This is a genomic window from Pantoea dispersa (assembly GCF_019890955.1).
Taxonomy (GTDB): domain Bacteria; phylum Pseudomonadota; class Gammaproteobacteria; order Enterobacterales; family Enterobacteriaceae; genus Pantoea; species Pantoea dispersa.
On record NZ_CP082346.1, the window covers coordinates 2009315 to 2022808 of the forward strand.

The 13494-nt window shown below is 59.4% G+C and carries 13 protein-coding genes; 9 read left to right on the plus strand and 4 right to left on the minus strand.

The features are described 5' to 3' along the window. The first annotated feature begins 19 nt into the window (after positions 1–19). From K7H94_RS09280 to K7H94_RS09300, 5 genes are read left to right on the plus strand one after another with little or no spacing between them, the layout of a single operon-like run. Positions 20–1006, plus strand: a complete 987-nt coding sequence (locus K7H94_RS09280) for a sugar ABC transporter substrate-binding protein (protein WP_058774665.1) — start codon at positions 20–22, stop codon at positions 1004–1006. Then, positions 996–2519, plus strand: a complete 1524-nt coding sequence (locus K7H94_RS09285; protein WP_088515762.1) for a sugar ABC transporter ATP-binding protein — start codon at positions 996–998, stop codon at positions 2517–2519. Before K7H94_RS09280 ends, K7H94_RS09285 begins: the two co-directional genes overlap by 11 nt. Continuing rightward, on the plus strand, positions 2516–3529 hold the full coding sequence (locus K7H94_RS09290) for an ABC transporter permease (RefSeq protein WP_222950925.1): 1014 nt from the start codon (positions 2516–2518) through the stop codon (positions 3527–3529). The genes K7H94_RS09285 and K7H94_RS09290 overlap by 4 nt, the downstream gene beginning before the upstream one ends. Beyond that, positions 3522–4496, plus strand: coding sequence for an ABC transporter permease (locus tag K7H94_RS09295; RefSeq protein WP_021506018.1), 975 nt, complete (start codon positions 3522–3524; stop codon positions 4494–4496). The genes K7H94_RS09290 and K7H94_RS09295 overlap by 8 nt, the downstream gene beginning before the upstream one ends. 12 nt (positions 4497–4508) lie before the next feature. Further along, positions 4509–5873 (plus strand): LLM class flavin-dependent oxidoreductase, encoded by a 1365-nt coding sequence (locus tag K7H94_RS09300; RefSeq protein WP_104092956.1) that lies wholly within the window; start codon positions 4509–4511, stop codon positions 5871–5873. On the opposite strand, the gene K7H94_RS09305 is transcribed toward K7H94_RS09300, so the two are convergent. From K7H94_RS09305 to K7H94_RS09320, 4 genes are all read right to left on the minus strand, one after another. Further along, positions 5870–7135 carry an SfnB family sulfur acquisition oxidoreductase gene (locus tag K7H94_RS09305; RefSeq protein ID WP_222950926.1) on the minus strand — a complete coding sequence of 422 codons (1266 nt, stop codon included), beginning with the start codon at positions 7133–7135 and terminating at the stop codon, positions 5870–5872. The two genes, K7H94_RS09300 and K7H94_RS09305, sit on opposite strands and share 4 nt — an antisense overlap. A 150-nt stretch (positions 7136–7285) precedes the next feature. Next, complete coding sequence (locus K7H94_RS09310) at positions 7286–8311, minus strand: NADP-dependent oxidoreductase (protein WP_222950927.1); 1026 nt, start codon at positions 8309–8311, stop codon at positions 7286–7288. 83 nt (positions 8312–8394) lie between these two features. Further along, positions 8395–8745 carry a DUF3147 family protein gene (locus tag K7H94_RS09315; RefSeq protein WP_222950928.1) on the minus strand — a complete coding sequence of 117 codons (351 nt, stop codon included), beginning with the start codon at positions 8743–8745 and terminating at the stop codon, positions 8395–8397. Between the two features lie 46 nt (positions 8746–8791). Continuing rightward, on the minus strand, positions 8792–9067 hold the full coding sequence (locus K7H94_RS09320) for a metal/formaldehyde-sensitive transcriptional repressor (RefSeq protein ID WP_058769814.1): 276 nt from the start codon (positions 9065–9067) through the stop codon (positions 8792–8794). A 121-nt stretch (positions 9068–9188) separates the two neighbouring features. On the opposite strand from K7H94_RS09320, the gene K7H94_RS09325 reads away from it, so the two are divergent. The 4 genes from K7H94_RS09325 (at position 9189) to K7H94_RS09340 (ending at position 13395) form a co-directional block, all read left to right on the plus strand. Beyond that, a complete protein-coding gene (locus K7H94_RS09325) occupies positions 9189–9371 on the plus strand; it encodes a DUF1289 domain-containing protein (RefSeq protein ID WP_222950929.1) in 183 nt (60 codons plus the stop codon). Between the two features lie 267 nt (positions 9372–9638). Continuing rightward, on the plus strand, positions 9639–10709 hold the full coding sequence (locus tag K7H94_RS09330) for an amidohydrolase family protein (protein WP_059008842.1): 1071 nt from the start codon (positions 9639–9641) through the stop codon (positions 10707–10709). Beyond that, entirely contained in the window at positions 10684–11958 is a 1275-nt protein-coding gene (locus tag K7H94_RS09335; RefSeq protein WP_222950930.1) for an MFS transporter, read from the plus strand. Before K7H94_RS09330 ends, K7H94_RS09335 begins: the two co-directional genes overlap by 26 nt. 321 nt (positions 11959–12279) lie before the next feature. Further along, entirely contained in the window at positions 12280–13395 is a 1116-nt protein-coding gene (locus tag K7H94_RS09340; protein ID WP_222950931.1) for a lactonase family protein, read from the plus strand. The last annotated feature ends 99 nt before the right edge of the window (positions 13396–13494 follow it).

Sequence of the window (13494 nt, forward strand, 5' to 3'; positions counted from 1 at the left end):
TTTTCCAGGGATATAAACAATGCATAAACACCGCCTGGCCGGACTATTACTGGCCTCTGCATCGCTGCTCGCCGGCTTGTCGCTGCACGCTCGCGCCGCTGACGCATCCATTCCCTCACTGGCCGGTAAACGTATCGGTATTACCGTGGCCGGTACCGATCACTACTGGGATCTGAAAGCCTATCAGGGACAAATTGATGAAGTAAAGCGGCTGGGTGGCACGCCTATCGCCCTGGATGGCGGACGCAAAGAGTCACAGCAGATCGCGCAAATTCAAACGCTGATTGCACAAAAACCGGATGCCATTATTGAAACGCTGGGCACCGCCTCAGTGCTGGAACCCTGGCTGAAAAAAATTCGCGACGCCGGCATTCCCTTATTTACCGTGGATACCGCCAGCCCATCCAGTATTAACGTCACGACCTCCGATAACTTTTATATTGGCGAGCAGCTGGCATTAAAACTGGTCAATGATCTGCGCGGCGAAGGCAATATTCTGGTGTTTAATGGTTTTTATGGCGTGCCGGTGGTGGCGATGCGCTATGACCAGTTAAAAGCCGTGCTGAAATGGTATCCGAAAATTAAAATCATTCAGCCCGAACTGCGCGACGTCATTCCCAATACCGTGCAGGATGCCTATGCGCAGATTAGTCAGCTGCTTAACAAGTATCCGCAAGGGTCAGTACAGGCTATCTGGGCGGCATGGGACGTACCGCAGATTGGTGCCACTCAGGCGGTTGATGCTGCCGGTCGCAGTGAAATCAAAACTTACGCCGTGGACGGCAGCCCGGACGTGGTCTCGCTGGTGAAAGATCCGAAATCCAGCGCGGCGGCGGTGGTGGCGCAGCAACCCTATCTGATCGGACAGACTGCGGTACAAAATGTGGCGAAATACCTTGCCGGCGATCGTTCACTTCCGCCCGCCACCTATGTTCCGGCCATTCTGGTCACCAAAGAGAATGCGGCGCAGGCGCAGCAAACGCTGGGCCAGAGCGATGATAAATAAGACAGTGCGACTGCAACTGCGCCAGATCAGTAAAGCCTTTGACGGCATTCCCGCGCTGCAAGCGGTATCGCTTGATGTCCACGCCGGCGAAGTGCATGGGCTGATTGGGCATAACGGAGCCGGAAAATCGACGCTGATCAAAGTGCTGGGCGGCATCCACGCTGCCGATGAGGGCAGCGTGACGCTGGAAGGCCGGCCACTGGTGTTGACCAGTCCGGCTCAGGCACAACAGCAGGGCATCGCCATTGTTCATCAGGAGCGGCTATTGCCCGGCACGCTGACGGTGGCGGAAGCGCTGCTGCTCGGTAATGAGCCACGGATTGGCAGCACACCGTTTATCGATCGCCGGCGTATGCGGCAGCAGGCGCGGCAGCTACTGCAACAGCACTTCGATCTGCAGATCGATCCCGATGCGCTGATCGCCGGGTTAAGCGTGGCGGAACAGCAACTGGTGCAGATCTGTCGCGTATTACAGCGCGCGCCGCGCGTGGTGGTGCTGGATGAACCGACCGCCGCGCTGGCGCGCCACGAGGTGCAGGCGCTGTTTCGCGTTATCGAACGTATGCGTCAGCAGGGGATCGCACTGATCTACGTTTCTCACTATCTCGATGAAATACAGGCGCTGTGCCAGCGGGTTACGGTGCTGCGCGATGGTAAAGACGTCGCGCATTTTACCGGCGACGCCCTTTCTCCGCAGGCGCTGATTAATGCCATGATCGGTGAGACGCAGCAGGCGATTGCACCGCGCGGTCTGCCACCTGACGGCGAGCCGGTGCTGACCGTAGACGCCCTGAGCGCGCCGGGTCGCTTTCACAATGTTTGTTTCAGCGCACGACGTGGCGAGATCGTTGGCATTACCGGCCTGCTGGGCTCCGGAGGGAAGGCGTTAATCAGCGCACTGTTTGGTCTGGAACGTGGCGTGAGCGGGACGCTGCGCGTAGGTGAGACGCACGGCGTACCGGCTTCGCCACATGCCGCGGTGAAACGTGGCATCGCGCTGGTGCCGGAAGATCGCCGCGCCAACGGCATCGCGCTCGATGTGAGCCTGCGCGACAACATCACCCTGACGACCGTGCAGCGCCTGCTGCGCTGGGGCGGCGTCTCCGCAACCGCCGAGACCGCGCTGGTGGCGGACAACATCCGCCAGCTGGCGATCCGCACACCGGGCCAGTTGGCACCGCTGCGTCAGCTGTCCGGCGGAAATCAGCAAAAAGCGGTGCTGGCGAAATGGCTCAACACCCACGCCACGCTCTATCTGCTGGATGAGCCCACGGTTGGCGTCGACATTGCCGCCAAGGCCGCCATTTATCAAACCCTGCAGCAGCTGGCGGCCGCCGGGGCGGTGATTATCCTGTTTTCTACCGATCTGCTGGAACTGCAAACGCTCGCCGACCGCATTATTGTGCTGGCGCGCGGCGAGCAGGTCGCCACGCTGTCCGCCCGGCACACCAGTCATCAGGAGATTCTGTCCCTGGCTTCCGGCACGGGCGCATTGACGGAGCAAATCCTATGAGTGAACTGAGCCAACCGGCGGTGGTGACGGCGGCAGGCAAACCGCAGGGGCAGCCGTGGCTGCAGCACGTCGCGCTGCTGATTATTGTACTGGTGCTGGCGGTATTTGCCTGGCTGTCGCCTATTTTCCTCAGCGTGATCAACCTTGGTAACGTATTGCAGCAAACGGCGGTGGTGGGAACGCTGGCGCTGGGTCTGACGCTGGTGCTAAGCGGTGGTGGTGTTCAGGGGATTAGCGGCGGCATTGATTTATCCATTGCCGCTAATATGGGGTTGTGTGCCGCGGTATTCGCGGAGCAGATCGCTGAGCAACACTCTGTCACTTATGCGCTGCTGCTCACGCTGCTCACCGGCATCGCCGTGGGGATATTCAATGCCCTGGCGATTGTCTGGCTTGGTATTTTGCCCCTGCTGGCGACGCTGACCAGCATGAACATCGCCATGGGACTGGAGATGGTACTGAGCGGAAACGCGTCGATTTCAGCCAGCAGCGCGCTGCAAAACCTGCTGATAGCCAGCGGACCACTGGGCGTTTCCTGGCTCGGCTGGGGATTTCTGCTGCTGGCGTTGAGTGCACTCGCGCTCAGTCGTTTCACCGCGTTTGGCCTGCGCCTGCAGGCGGTGGGTAGCCATCCGCAGGCCGCCAACGCGGCGGGCATTAGCGTGGCGCGCTATCAAAGTCTGAGTTATGTGCTGTGCGGCTTCAGCGCTGCACTGGCAGCCATTGCCTCGGTGGCGCTGCTCAGCGGCAGTTCGCCGGGCGCTAACGACAATCTGCTGATGGTGATTGCCGCCGCGCTGCTCGGCGTGGTGTTTTCGCGTCGCCTGGTGCCGACCCTGGGCGGTGCACTGATCAGCGCGCTGTTTCTGAGTCTGATAGCCAACGGCTTTCAGTTGGTTAACGTCTCAAGTTACTGGATTAACGGCGTCGAGGGTGTGCTCATCCTGCTGGTTGTGGCGCTGACCGCGCTACTGCGGCGCCGTCAGGCGGGGAGGGCATCTCATGTCTGAACTGAGCCTGAGCGGTAAAAAAGTGCCGGGGCTGTTGCGCAGCCTGATGGTGCTGACCTTTGTTGCGCTGCTGCTGTTTTTCATCATCGCCGCGCCCGCGTTTGCCACTGTCGCCAACATTCGTAGCGTGCTGCTGAATAATGTCGCACCGCTGGCGATTGTGGCGCTGGCCATGACGCTGGTCACGCGTATCGGCGCGATCGATCTGTCCGTCGGTACGGCGATTGATGTCGCCTGCCTGGTGCTGGTGACGCTGGTACTGCATCAGGTCGCGCTGCCGCTGGCGCTGTTGGGTGCGCTGACGGCGGCACTGCTGGTAGGCGTGTTCAACGCTTTTCTGGTGACACAACTCGGCGTTGAGCCGTTTCTCGCCACGCTTGGCACGCTGTTTATTGGTCAGAGCGTACAGCAACTGTCGTCCAACGGTGGGCAGCCGGTCTATCTGCTAAGCCAGACGCTGCCGGCGGGTTTTACCGCTATTGGTCACGGCACGCTACTTGGCGTTCCACTACCGCTCTGGCTGTTGCTGGGCGTGGTGCTGGTGCTGTATCAACTGTTGCACCGCAGCGCCAGCGGTCGCGCACTGCGCATGATGGGTGAACAGCTCAGCGTAGCGCATCATTCTGGCGTGGCGGTCAAACGTCTCACCGCGCTGGCATTCATATTCAGTGCACTGGTCGCCGGTATCGTCGGGTTAATTCTCGCCGCCAATGTCAAAGCCTGGGTACCGTTATCGGGCAATGCCTATCTGCTAAATGCCATCGGTGCCAGCTTTATTGGCGCGACCTTCGCGCCTTCGCGCCGCCCGAATGTGCCGGGTACGCTGCTGGGGGTCGTGCTGCTGAGTTTCATCGCCAACGGACTGTTGCTGGTCGGCTGGAACTTTTACTGGCAGCAGGTGGCAACCGGCGCACTGATCTTTGTGGTACTGGCCGTGGGTGCGCTGCGTGCGCGTCGCCCTGTCTGAGGAGGGTAACGGATGCCTTCACCGTTTTTGCTGTTTGCGTTCATGATGAATGTCCCTGGTCATCTCTCTGCCGGATTGTGGCGACATCCCCAGGATCAGGCGCATCGCTATACCGAGCTGGATTACTGGACGACCCTCGCGCGGCAGCTTGATACCGCAGGTTTTGATGCGCTGTTTATTGCTGATGCGCTGGGACAACTGGATGTATGGCAGGGCAAGCCGGACGCGGCGTTGCGCCTGGCCGCTCAGATGCCGGTGAACGATCCGCTGCTGCTGGTCTCAGCCATGGCAGCCGTCACGCAGCACCTCGGTTTCGGTATTACGGTCTCTGCCACCTACGAACATCCTTATTTGCTGGCGCGCAAGTTCACGACGCTTGATCATCTCACCCGCGGGCGTATCGCCTGGAACGTGGTGACTTCCATGCTTGATTCCGCGGCGCGCAATCTGGGTTTGACCCGGCAGCTGCCGCATGATGAGCGTTACGATCGCGCACAGGAGTTTCTGGATGTGACCGCGAAGCTGTGGGAAGGCTCATGGGAGGAAGATGCGGTTAGCCGCGATAAAGCCAACAGCCTGTATAGCGATCCGCAAAAAGTGCACGCTATTCAGCATTATGGTCGCTGGTATCAGGTGCCGGATGCACATCTCAGTGAGCCCAGCCCACAGCGCACCCCGGTGCTGTTTCAGGCTGGCACTTCGGCACGCGGTGCGCAGTTTGCTGCCCGTAACGCAGAAGTCATTTTCCTCGGTGGCGTCACCGCGCAGGCGATTGCCAGCGATATTCAGCGCATTCGTCAGCTGGCCGTGGCAGAAGGGCGCGATCCGGCGTCGCTGCGTTTTGTCACAGCCATCACGGTGATCACGGCCGAAGATGATGCCGCCGCCCGGGCCAAACTTGAGGATTATCAGCAATACATCAGTGAAGAGGCTGCGCTGGCGCTCTTCTCGGCGTGGACCGGTATCGACTGGTCGCAGGAGGATCCGGACATGCCGCTGGCCTTTCGCGAAACCGACGCCTGCCGTTCGGCGCTGGCCAGCCTGACGCGAATTGACGATCAAAAACGCTGGACGCTGCGTGAGGCAGCACGCTACATCGGTATCGGTGGTCTGCATCCGTTGCTGGTGGGCGGCGGCGAAACCATTGCCGATCGGCTGGATCAGTTTGCGGCAGAATCGGGCGTGGACGGCTTTAATCTGGGCTGGGCTATCAGCCCGGGCAGCTTCAACGATTTCATTGCCTGGGTCATGCCGGTGCTGCGCCAGCGCGGGCGGGTGCGTCCTCAGCCAGCACAGCCGTTAACCTTGCGTGAACGTCTCACGGGTCAGCCGCGCCTGGCAGCTGACCATCCGGCAACGCGCTTCCGCCGCCCTTAGCTCCACGCATGGCGCGGCGGCGGCGTGCCGTTGAGATAATAATTACCCACGTGGTAATACTTCCAGCGCACCGGATCGTGCAGCGTATGGGTGCGCGCGTTGCGCCAGTGGCGGTCCAGATTAAACTCCTGCAGCGTGGCGCGGGTGCCAGCCAGCTCAAACAGTTTGTTACCGGCAAGCAGAGCGATCTCCGTCGTCAGCACTTTGGCCTCGGCGGTGGCCACGGTCGCGCGTGCCACGCTGGTCTCATCGGGCTTCGTCAGCGCGGCGTCAATCGCTGCACCGGCCTGCCACAGCAGCGCTTCGGCAGCGTGCAGGCGGATTTTCAAATCACCGACTGCCGCCAGCGTGAAGTGGTCATCAGCAGCGCGCGCCTGGCCACTGTCAATCCACGGCCGCGAGCGTTCGCGAACAAATTGCAGGGTGTCTTCAATGGTGCCGCGCGCAATACCGACATCCACCGCCGCCTGAATGATCTGTGAAATCGGCCCGGCAGCGGTTGGCCGCTCAAACGCCTGCCAGGTTGGAATAACGCGCGACAGCGGGGCGCGGACATTCTCCAGCAGTACGGTACCGGAGGCCGTCGTGCGCTGACCAAAGGCCGACCAGTTATTAATGACGCTGATGCCTGGCGTGTCGCGATCGAGCACAATCAGATGCGCCCGGTCCTGCTCGTCCAGCGCCACGGCATGGATTCGATGCGCCAGCAGCGCGCCAGTGGCATAAAATTTTTCCCCGTTAATCACCACCTCATCACCGTCACGCCGAAAGCGCGTCTGAAAATCGGCGACCGTGCGGCCATGCTTCTCCGAGAAGGCGTTACCCCAGCGCAGCCCGGCCAGTACCTCGCTCAGCAGTACCTGTTTTTGTGCTTCGCTACCGTCTTCCAGCAGATGGGCCACACCGGCCAGATGGTTTTGCGGCAGCTGACCGAGCGCCGGATCGGCAGCTGAAATGATGGCGATCATCCTGGCCACGGTGGTCCACGACACGCCCGCTCCGCCCCAGGCTTTGGGGATGGCCATTGCCCACAGGCCGCTTTGCGAGAACGCATCCAGCTCTTTGAGGGGCAGAATGCCCTCACGATCGCGCAGTGCCGCCTCGCGCGCGAAGCTGACCGCCAACTGATGGGCTACGGCGATAGCTTCCGCATCGTCGCGAATGATATGCGCGGCGCCAGCCGGTAATGGCACCGGTGCTTCCGCCTGTTGCGTATTGACTTTACGCGGCAGCGCCGCGGAGTCGGCTAAGGTCAGCGACATAATGACTTCTCCGGTAGAAGAGGATAGAGGAGGGCATCATCGCATGCGCACGCGGAGGGCTTATACCTCAATAGCGGTTAAGCAAAGCGCAAAAAAGCCTTAGTGCTCGCACACTAAGGCCGGATTTACAGTCGGGGAGAGAACCGCTGGCTACGCCACTTTCACCACGGTTTTGCCGAAGTTTTTGCCTTTCAGCATGTCAATAAACGCCTGCGGCGCATGCTCCAGCCCTTCTACCATGTGTTCGCGGTACAACACTTTTTGTTGCTCGACCAGCGGCGTCATCGCCTGCAGGAATTCCGGATAGCGATCGCCATAATCCTGGAAGATGATGAAGCCCTGCATACGGATGCGGCGTTTCAGAATCCCGCCCATGATCAGCGGCGTGCGATCGGGGCCGGGTGGCAGTTCGCGACTGCTGTAGCCCGACACCAGGCCACACACCGGCACGCGCGCGGCGGTGTTGAGCAGCGGGAAGACGGCATCGAATACTTTGCCGCCGACGTTTTCAAAATAGATGTCGATACCGTCCGGGCAGGCGGCCGCCAGCTGTTCTGCGAAATCGTCACGATGATGATCGATACAGGCGGAAAAACCGAGGGTATCAATCGCGTAGCGGCACTTCTCCTCACCGCCGGCCACGCCGACGACGCGGCAGCCATTCAGCTTACCGAGCTGACCGACCGTGGCACCCACCGGTCCGGTGGCTGCGGCGACAACCAGCGTTTCACCGGCTTTGGGCTGACCGATATCCATCAGGCCCATGTAGGCGGTAAAGCCCGGCATACCCAGAATACCCAGCGCCCAGGATGGATGGGGCAGATGACCGATTTTAGTCACGCCAGTGCCATCGGACAGGGCATAGCTCTGCCAGCCGCTGGCCGCCAGTACCCAGTCGCCGGCGCTGAAGTCCGGATGCTGCGATTCCGCCACCTGGCATACGGTGCCGCCGACCATCGGCTGGTCGAGTTGCGCCGGCGGCGCGTAGGATTTGCTGTCATCCATGCGGCCACGCATATACGGGTCGAGCGACAGATAGTGGGTGCGCAGCAGCATCTGTCCCGCCTGCACCTGCGGCAGCGGTTGTTCGACAAAGCGGAAGTTCTCTTTCACCGGCTCGCCGTCCGGGCGTGACGCCAGCAGCCAGGCGTGATTGAGTGAAGTGTGTTGAGTCATAGCATTTCCTTGTTTCTGCGCGGGTAAAACAGCAAGTGTAGCCAATGACCGGGCAGGGAATGGATGATTGATGCGGCTTGCGCCTACATCAGAATGATACCAAACCGCTTCAGCACTACCGCCCAGAGGGCGAACAGCATCACGGTAATCACGCAGGAGAGTAACAGCGTGAGCCAGAAGCCGGCGCGCTGGTAAAAAAACGGAAACAGGATAAACATCGGCAGTGTCGGCACCACATACCAGAACGTATACCATGCGTGAGCGGCAATCTTTTCCTGCGTTTGTCCTTCTATTTTCATCCAGATAAGCACCAGCAAGGTGACCAGCGGTAAAGCGGCGAGCAGGCCGCCCAGACGATCGCTGCGTTTCGCGGCTTCTGAGATCAGTACCACCATAAAGGCGGTTAACGCGTATTTTGAGATTAGCCAGAGCATCGTTATTCCCGATAATTATCATTAAGCCGGCTGCGTGCCTGAGGTTCTATTTCAGGTAAGAACGAATGACCGCCACGATCTCTTCCAGATCCTCACTTCGCGCCTGCGGCGTAGCCTCTGCGTTCATCAAATGTTCGCGTATATGGCCTTCAAGCAATTCGCTCATCAGGCCATTAATAGCGCCGCGCACTGCCGCGACCTGCTGCAGTACCTTGAGGCACTCTTCACCCGATTCGACGGCGGTTTCCAGCGACGCCGCCTGACCTTTTATACGTCGAATGCGGGTGAGTAAGCTTTTCTGATTTCTCAGGGTATGGGCCATTACTGTCTCCGGTTGATCATGTTCTATACTGGGGTATAGTATATAACTCACTTTACGGCGCTTTCGAGCCGCCTGCAACTGATTACCCCGACATCGACATCCAAATCCCAGGAGGCTGGATATGGCCGCAAAATCGCCGTGCATCGATCTCTGTGTGTTTGATACGAAAACCGGCTGGTGCGAAGGATGCGGACGCACCCTTGGTGAAACCCAAAGCTGGCGCAAGCTTTCGCCTTATCATCGCAAAGCAACAGAGCGGGCGCTTCCGGCGCGCCTGAAAGTGCTTAAAACCCGAGAGGCGTAGTATTGTTCGTCAGGTCGAGGCGACACACATTGAGGGTGACGCTGCTGCCAAAGATTGAAACCTGACGGTGTAGCAGGACATTTGTGATTAACATCTTATTTACATCATTAACATCCCCTTTTTGCTGGCTATCGGTTATGCGGTGAATCTATAGTCAATTTACTATGTAAAACTGTGTTTTATCTGGTGCAACTCATGACTTTGGCGATGAGGCACGCCAGCAGCGTTTCAGACCTGATTTAAATCAGGCAGTTAAGAGGGGATACTATGGAGATTGTTAACGCACCGCATCTGCCTGTCAGAGAACACTGGCTGGCACTGCATCGTGAACCCGCTTTGATGCCCGACCTGCCGATGGTCGATGCGCATCATCACTTATGGGACCGCCAGTCAGGGCGTTATCTGGCGCCTGAATTCAGCCACGATATCGAAACATCCGGCCACCGGATCCTCTCCACTGTCTACATTCAGTGCCGTTCAATGCTGCGCCGCAACGGACCGGAGGCCTTCAAACCCGTCGGTGAGGTGGAGTTTGCCAGCGGCGTCGCGGCAATGTTTAACAGCGGCCATTATGGCGCGGCGGCAGGCTGTGAAGCGATTGTCGGCGGTGCCAGCCTGTTGGCTGGCGATGACCTGCTGCCGGTGATTGAAACCATGACGGAACGTTCAGGCGGACGATTACGCGGGATGCGTAATCCGCTGGCCTGGCACGATGACCCACGCGTGGTATCCAGTCCCGCGACGCCACCCGCCGGTCTGGCGGCCAGTGCCGCATTCCGGCGCGGTGCCGCATGTCTGGCCCGCAAAGGACTGTCGCTGGATGTCTGGGTTTATCACAGCCAACTCGATGAAATCGCTGAGCTGGCACGGGCGCTACCCGATCTGCACATTATTGTGGACCATTGCGGCGGGCCGATCGGTAGCGGACCGTATGCCGGCAAACGGGATGCCACCTTCCAGGAATGGAAAAAGGCCATCATTGCGCTGGCGGCGTTGCCAAACGTGAGCATCAAAATCAGCGGTTTCGGCATGACCGTCATGGGCTACTCCTTCGCCCAGCATGCCATGCCACCGGACTCCCTGACGCTTTCGCAGGCCTGGCGGCCGCAGTTTGAAACCCTGGTTGACGCGTTTGGCGTCGGGCGCTGTATGTTTGCCAGCAACTTCCCGGTCGACAAAGGGATGTTCAGCTACGGCGTATTCTGGAATGCCTGTAAAAGGCTGGCTGAGCGCGCTTCGCCAACCGAAAGAGAACAGCTGTTCTGGCGCACCGCGGCCGCACGCTATCGCTTATCCTCCCTGGAGAATATGGATGAATATCAAATCAAGACTGCATGAAGCGCCTCCCCTGGCGCAGGATGAGTCCGCTGCAGCGATCTCGTACACATCGGCAGAAAAAAGGACGCTGGCGCTGGGCGGGTTAGGATGGACGTTTGAAAGCTATGACTCGTTTTTGCTCTCGCTGTTACTACCGGTACTGGGCGTGGTATTTGATGTCAGCAAAACGGAACTTGGCGTGTTTATCAGCACAACAGCAGGCGGGCAGATTATTGGTGGCATTCTGTTTGGGCTGGTTGCCGATAAAATCGGACGCGTCAGAACGGCCTTCATCTGTATCGCCATCTATTCACTCTTCTCCGGACTGCTGGCGTTCTCCCACCATCCTCAGGCGTTTGCTGCGCTGCGATTCTGCGGTGCGCTGGGTATGGGCGGCATGTGGACGTCAGGAGCGGCACTGATCGCCGAAACATGGCGTCCGGAACGTCGTGCACGCGGTGGCGCGCTGATGCAAATGGGTTTACCGGTGGGGGCGATCCTGGCGATTGGCCTGACGGCGCTGGTGACGGCCCTGACCGGCGGGCTGGAAAACGGCGGCTGGCGCTACCTTTTCATGATTGGCGCACTGCCGGTGTTTATCATGATGGTCATTGCTTATATCACGCCTGAATCACCTGTCTGGCTGGCGCGCCAGCAGGAACGCGCTCACCGCCAGAACAAAACGGCAGGTACCGGCAAAATCAACCTCAAAGGATTGCTGCTGGCATTTACCTTTATCTTTTTCATTCAGTACCTGTTCTGGGGCGTATTCACCTGGACGCCAACCTATCTTCGTGAAGTTAAGCATCTCGATTTTCTTCACAGCCTGAAATTTGTGCTGGCCCTGCAAACCGGTGCCATTGCTGGCTTCCTGGTGTTCTCACTGCTGGCCGATAAGTGGGGGCGCAGGCCGATGTTTCTGCTCTACCTGTTTATCGGTGCGGTGGCGGTCGGCATGTATCTGGCGACCACTCAGCCGCTGATTCTGATGGTTGCCATCTTCATGGCAGGGTTTGGCGTAAACGGTATTTTTGCCGGCTCCGGTCCTTTCCTCGCCGAGATCATTGGCGACACGCAGTCACGCGGCTTTTTAATGGGGCTGGCGTATAACGGCGGGCGCCTGGGCGGCTTTATCGCTCCGCTGCTGATTGGCTTTGTGGCCAGCGTTGGAGGATTCACTGCCGGGCTGGCCACCACGGTGATCGCCTTTCTTGCCGCGATGGTGGTGGTCTGGTTAGCGCCAGAAACCAAAGGCGTGAAGTTGCAGTAAGCTGTGCGCCGGTCGCGCAATCGGCAGGCTAAAGCCTGTGACACGGCTGAACACCTGACGCGCGGTCAGGTGTTCAGCCAGTTGTGTGGTATACCCACCGTAGCCAGAATCCTCACCGCAAAATCCTGCACCACATCGCGGCCACGCCAGGTGAGCCCGCGCACAAACCCGGATAAAACATCAGGTTCGCCGGCGCGCTAATTGCCTGATTAGCCTGGCTTGCTGGAGAAGTGCCCAGGTGACGTCGGGCAATCTCACATAACAGGCGCATACTTTACTGCGTATAACCGGGTCTGATTACCCCTCATCAAGGAGAACACCATGATAAACAGCCTGCGCACCGTTACGCTGCTGGCGGCAATGACGGTGAGCGCGCCACTGCTGGCGCAGACCTTTGTTTACGTATCCGCCGCCGACGACGGCACCATCGCGCGCTATACGCTGGACGCGCGCAGCGGCGCTTTGCAGCTGCTTGGCCACACTCAGGCCGGGGGCAAAGTGATGCCGATGGCGCTCAGTGCGGATCACAAAACGCTGTACGCGGCGATTCGCAGTAAACCGCTGCAACTGGCGAGCTGGCAGATTGACTCGCAGAGCGGCGAGCTGAACAACCGGCACACCGTGCCAGCTGCGGCCAGTTACCCCTACATCAGCACTGACCGTCAGGGACGCTTTCTGCTGGGGGCCTCATATGACGGCGACGTGGTGCAGGTTTACCGCCTGACAGCCAGCGGCACGATCGCTACGCCGCCGGTCGGCAGCTATAAAACCGGTCATGCGGCACATTCGGTGATTGTCGATGCCAGCGGTCGTCACGCTTATGTGGGCAATCTTGGCACCGATCGCGTGCTGCAGCTCCGGCTGGGCGCAAACGGCACGCTCAGCGCCCTTGGTAGGGGCGGGGTAGCAACCGCCGCCGATAACGGTCCGCGTCACTCGGTGTTGTCGCCGGATAATCGCTATCTGTACAACATTGGTGAAATGGGCGGCATCATTACCCAGTTCCGGCGCGAAACCAGCGGCGAACTGATCAAAGTGGCGGAAACGCCTAACGCGGTGGCGGCGCAGTATCATCTGCAACATGGGCGTGAACGGCCGCCGGGTTACAGCGACAGCACGCCGCGCATCTGGTCAGCGGATATCCAGCTGACGCCGGACGGGCGTTTTCTGTATGTCAGCGAACGCACCAGCAGTACCGTGAGCGGTTATCGTGTTAACCAGCAGGATGGCAAACTGACGCTGATCGGCAACTGGCCGGTGGAGAAACAGCCGCGCGGCATGGCGATCAGCGCCGATGGCCGCTGGCTGGTGGTGAGCGGTGAGAAGAGTGCGGTTATTGGCAGCTACGCCATTGAAGCGCGCAGCGGGGCGTTGCAGCGGATGGGCGAGGCGCCAGCCGGCCGGGACGCGAACTGGGTGACCATCGTCAGCTATTAAAATGATCGGGCGCAGGAAACTGCGCCTTATTGCGCGAAATTATTTTATGGATAGCATCGTCCGGCAGCAAAGTGTGATCTGCGACACATTTCTACCGCT

What these genes read in the sequence shown, in the direction of transcription:
- K7H94_RS09280 (WP_058774665.1), top strand. Translation starts at nt 20, where the DNA reads ATGCATAAACACCGCCTGGCCGGACTATTACTGGCCTCTGCATCGCTG.
- K7H94_RS09335 (WP_222950930.1), top strand. Translation starts at nt 10,684, where the DNA reads ATGAATATCAAATCAAGACTGCATGAAGCGCCTCCCCTGGCGCAGGAT.
- K7H94_RS09300 (WP_104092956.1), top strand. Translation starts at nt 4,509, where the DNA reads ATGCCTTCACCGTTTTTGCTGTTTGCGTTCATGATGAATGTCCCTGGT.
- K7H94_RS09325 (WP_222950929.1), top strand. Translation starts at nt 9,189, where the DNA reads ATGGCCGCAAAATCGCCGTGCATCGATCTCTGTGTGTTTGATACGAAA.
- K7H94_RS09340 (WP_222950931.1), top strand. Translation starts at nt 12,280, where the DNA reads ATGATAAACAGCCTGCGCACCGTTACGCTGCTGGCGGCAATGACGGTG.
- K7H94_RS09290 (WP_222950925.1), top strand. Translation starts at nt 2,516, where the DNA reads ATGAGTGAACTGAGCCAACCGGCGGTGGTGACGGCGGCAGGCAAACCG.
- K7H94_RS09295 (WP_021506018.1), top strand. Translation starts at nt 3,522, where the DNA reads ATGTCTGAACTGAGCCTGAGCGGTAAAAAAGTGCCGGGGCTGTTGCGC.
- K7H94_RS09315 (WP_222950928.1), bottom strand. Translation starts at nt 8,745, where the DNA reads ATGCTCTGGCTAATCTCAAAATACGCGTTAACCGCCTTTATGGTGGTA.
- K7H94_RS09285 (WP_088515762.1), top strand. Translation starts at nt 996, where the DNA reads ATGATAAATAAGACAGTGCGACTGCAACTGCGCCAGATCAGTAAAGCC.
- K7H94_RS09320 (WP_058769814.1), bottom strand. Translation starts at nt 9,067, where the DNA reads ATGGCCCATACCCTGAGAAATCAGAAAAGCTTACTCACCCGCATTCGA.
- K7H94_RS09305 (WP_222950926.1), bottom strand. Translation starts at nt 7,135, where the DNA reads ATGTCGCTGACCTTAGCCGACTCCGCGGCGCTGCCGCGTAAAGTCAAT.
- K7H94_RS09310 (WP_222950927.1), bottom strand. Translation starts at nt 8,311, where the DNA reads ATGACTCAACACACTTCACTCAATCACGCCTGGCTGCTGGCGTCACGC.
- K7H94_RS09330 (WP_059008842.1), top strand. Translation starts at nt 9,639, where the DNA reads ATGGAGATTGTTAACGCACCGCATCTGCCTGTCAGAGAACACTGGCTG.